Source organism: Sutterella sp. KLE1602 (genome assembly GCF_001578585.1).
In the GTDB taxonomy this organism is placed as follows: Bacteria; Pseudomonadota; Gammaproteobacteria; order Burkholderiales; family Burkholderiaceae_F; genus Sutterella; species Sutterella wadsworthensis_A.
Map to the genome: position 1 here is coordinate 23,368 of NZ_KQ968586.1, position 3,823 is coordinate 27,190.

3 protein-coding genes are annotated in these 3,823 nt (G+C 63.4%); 1 reads left to right on the forward strand and 2 read right to left on the reverse strand.

Going from position 1 to position 3,823, the window contains the following annotated elements:
* Positions 1-898: aryl-sulfate sulfotransferase (locus tag HMPREF3036_RS11165; protein ID WP_197457991.1), on the reverse strand; the 898-nt coding region annotated here is incomplete at its 3' end.
* Between the two features lie 244 nt (positions 899-1,142).
* Here HMPREF3036_RS11165 and HMPREF3036_RS11170 point away from each other — a divergent pair.
* A complete protein-coding gene (locus HMPREF3036_RS11170) occupies positions 1,143-2,129 on the forward strand; it encodes a LysR family transcriptional regulator (protein WP_062334572.1) in 987 nt (328 codons plus the stop codon).
* A gap of 69 nt (positions 2,130-2,198) precedes the next feature.
* Here the strand turns inward: HMPREF3036_RS11170 and HMPREF3036_RS11175 are convergent, their stop codons facing one another.
* Positions 2,199-3,626, reverse strand: a complete 1,428-nt coding sequence (locus HMPREF3036_RS11175; protein ID WP_062334575.1) for an aldehyde dehydrogenase family protein — start codon at positions 3,624-3,626, stop codon at positions 2,199-2,201.
* Positions 3,627-3,823 lie beyond the last annotated feature (197 nt).

Sequence of the window (3,823 nt, forward strand, 5' to 3'; positions counted from 1 at the left end):
GGACGCGCTTGCCGTCGGGACGGCGGTAGTCGGCGTTGGCGACGCGCAGGAAGCTGTGGCCGTTTTCAGCGTTGTCGAAGGCGTGCGAGTAGTCGGAGTACTGAGGCGGCAGCAGGCGGTTGAAGATTTCGCGGCCGAGGAGGTCGTACTTGACGTAGCGCTGGCCGAAGCCCCAGGTGAGGGCGCCGTCCTTCGTCTGCTGGAAGCCCATCATGTAGCCGGAGGACCAGGGGTCGGACGGCTCGTTGAGGAGGATGTCGAGGAGGTACCAGCGGACGGCGCCGGTCGTGTCGATGATGCCGATGTTGGAGTTGTAGGCCCACTCAAGCGCACCGCCGGACGGGTTGTTCCAGGCAAAGCGGGCGCCCTGCGGGGCGATCGGGGAGAGCTGGTTGCCGACGAGGTAGAGACGATCCTTGAAGTCCGGATGAACCGTATGGACTTCGGTGTCGAACATCGTGCCCTTCTGGCGCGGCATGCCGTTGGAGCGCGTGTAGACCGGAGGCGCGTAGAACTGGTACGTGTCGGAGAACTTCTCGGCCTTGCCGTTGAAGAGACGCGTGTAGGAAACCTCGACGGTGTTCAGGTAGTCGGGATACAGACCGAAGATCGGAATGCCGGCGTTGGTCTTGAGCTGGCGGTCGGAAACCTTGTACTTGATTTCCTGACCGTTCATCTTCGGCACGATGCGGACTTCGACGTCCTTGAGTTCGTAGCCGCCGTTGCGGATCACGGCGGTGAGCGGAGCAACCTTGTACGGGTTGACGATCACTTCACCGATGTTGCCTTGGACGGCATAGGTGACGGCGGGGCCGGAAGCGCCGCCGGAAGCGCAGGCGACGCCCGCAATGAAGGTCGCGGCGACGAGGGCAGCCATGGTCTTGGCCTGGAATTTCATGAGTCTCTCCTAAAAAGAATGAGGTGCACGCTTTGTGCGTCGATTCAAATGTTAGAGCAGGGGGTTTCGCATTTTTATTGCGGACTGCCTGTAACCGATGTGCGGAAAATGAAAAGCGGATCCACGAAAAGTGCGCGACGAGCAAGACAGGAGAGAAGTGCGGTTCGGGGAAAACGCGCGTGCGGCGGGCTTTTTGAGGGACCGAGGGGTACAATTCACGCGACCGACAGACCAGGAGAAAAACATGAATCACCAGGGACCGCAGATACCCGAGGACGTCAACGACAGCAATCTCTACCGGGCCTACAGGCTGCTGCTGAGCGTCTGTGAAACGGGCGTGCTGAGCCGCGCCTGTGACAGAACGGGGCTGTCGCTTCCCACTGCGTCCCGTCTTCTCGCACGTGCGAGGACGTGGTTCGACGATCCGCTCTTCGTGCACTCCGCAGGCCGCATGTATCCGACCGTGCGCATGAAGGCGCTGCGTCCGAGGCTGATCGAGGCCATGCGTGCGACCGACGCACTCTTCAACGAGGAGAACGTGTTCGACCCGCAGAGCGCCGAGGGCGTCGTGAGGATCGTGGCGATCGACAACGCGTTCTACACGCTGCTCATTCCGCTCATCATGGAGCTCCGCAAGGAGGCGCCCGGCATTCGCTTTCGCGTTTACGACCGATTCCCCGAGATGATGTCGGTGTTGAGGCACGGAGACCTTGATCTCGCCGTCTATTCGACGCTCGGCAAGGCGTGTCCGCCTGACTTTCACGAGCAGACGCTCTTCGAATCCGGTCACGTGCTTCTCGTGCGCCGCGGGCATCCCCTGAGTGCGCTTGCCAAAAAGCGTCCTCTTCGTCTTGAGGACGTCGCGAAGTACGAGCATGTGGGCGTGGCGATCACGATGAGCACCGACGGCCCGCGTCTCATCATCGGACAGCAGGCGATGAACGTGCACGACCGCCTCTGCTGCGAGATGCCCTTCATCGTGGCGGGCGCCTCGCTCGTCGCAAGAACCGACCTGGTCATGCGCACGCCCAGGGAAACGGCCGTTCTTCTTGCGAAGGGCCTGCCGCTCGACGTTCTCCATTCGGAGGAGGACGTGAGCCTTCCCTGGCGTCCCGGCCTCTTCTGGCACGAATGCTCGACGAACAGTCCGCTGCTCACCTGGGTGAGGGCCAGGCTGGCCGTCAAGGCCCGCGAGATCTACGACGCGGCGGAGAAGGTGCTGCCGTTCTGAGTTTCGAGCATTTCCGGCATGAAAAAGCCTCCCGACGTCGGGAGGCTTTTTCATGCGTTTGGGCAGGTGTCAGTATGTCGTTCGGTCGAAGACGGCCTTCTGCTGCGTGAATTCGAGCAGACCCGCGAGGCCGCCCTCACGTCCGATGCCGCTCTGCTTGTAGCCGCCGAAGGGCGCGGTGACGTCGCGCGGGGCGTCGTTGATGTAGACGTTGCCCGAGTGGATGCGCTTTGCGACCGCGACCGCCTCGGCCTTCGTCGGGGCGTGCACGTAGCCCGAGAGTCCGTAGGGCGTGTCGTTGGCGATTGAGACGGCCTCCTCGACGGTGTCGTAGGGAATGATGCAGAGCACGGGGCCGAAGATCTCCTCGCGGGCGATGCGCATGTCGTTTCTCACGTCGGAGAAGACGACGGGTCTGACGTAGTAGCCGCGGGACATGTCGGTGGGGACGCCGCCCATGACGAGTCGTGCGCCTTCGTCGATGCCGGCCTGCACGTATTCGGCGATCTTTTCGAACTGGGCCTTCGAGGAGACGGGGCCGATGTCGGTCTTCGGGTCGGTCGGGTCGCCGACGACGAGCTTGGCGGCGAGCTCGCAGAATTCGGACTCGATGCGCGCGAGGTCGCGACGGGGCACGATGAGGCGCGAGAGAGCCGTGCAGGTCTGGCCCGCGTTGAAGAAGATCGAGCTCAGGATCTTGGGGTAGGCGGCCGAGTAGTCGTCGGAGGGCAGGAACACGGCGGGGGACTTGCCGCCGAGCTCGAGGCTGATGTGCTTGACGCTCTCGAGCGCGCGCTGCGCGATGCGGATGCCGACGGTGGTGGAGCCCGTGAAGCTCACCATGTCGACGTCGGGATGCGAGGCGAGGCGGTCGCCGAGTCTGGAGCCGCGGCCGCTCACCATGTTGAAGACCCCCTTTGGGAAGCCCGCGCGGTCGAAGGCGTCGGCGAGCAGGCAGGCCGTGAGCGGCGTGTGCTGGCTGGGCTTGAGAACGACGGTGCAGCCCATCAGGATGGCGGGGACGACCTTCTGGACGACCTGGCCGAGCGGATAGTTCCAGGGCGTGACGCAGGCGACGACGCCGACGGGCTCGCGGTAGACGGTGGAGTTCGGGAGCGTTTCCTCGAGGACCATGCGTTCCGCCGCCTCGATGTAGGAGCGCACGCGCACGTACTGGTACTCGCAGTGGGTCCTGGTCGTGAAGCCGACGGGTGCGCCGAGTTCGGCCACTTCGAGCGGGATGATCTCGTCGTGCAGGGCCTCGAAGTTCGCGAGCATGGCCTTCATCAGGCGGATGCGTTCTGCGAGGGGCGTCGTGCGCCAGCCTTCGAGCGCGGCCTTTGCGGCCGCAACGGCGCGGTCCGCGTCGGCGGGCGTGCCGTCGGGGATGCGGGCGAAGCGCTCGAGCGTGGCGGGGTTCTCGACCTCGATCCAGGCGTCGTCCTCCGAAGGCGTCCATTCGCCGTTGATGTAGTGTTTTTCAAAATCCCATGACATTTTGCGAATCCTTCTTCTTCTGTTTCTGTTTTTGCCGGCCTCGGGGCGCGTCAGCATCCGCGTCGGGGCCGGAAGCAGGGCACCAGATGTCCTAACTCTAGCGCAAAGCGAGGGGCTCTGCGGGCCTGCCCATAATGCTACAGCCTCAGGGAAGCCGAAGAGATAAGGAATAGTTAGGAAATAACTTATCAATCTTC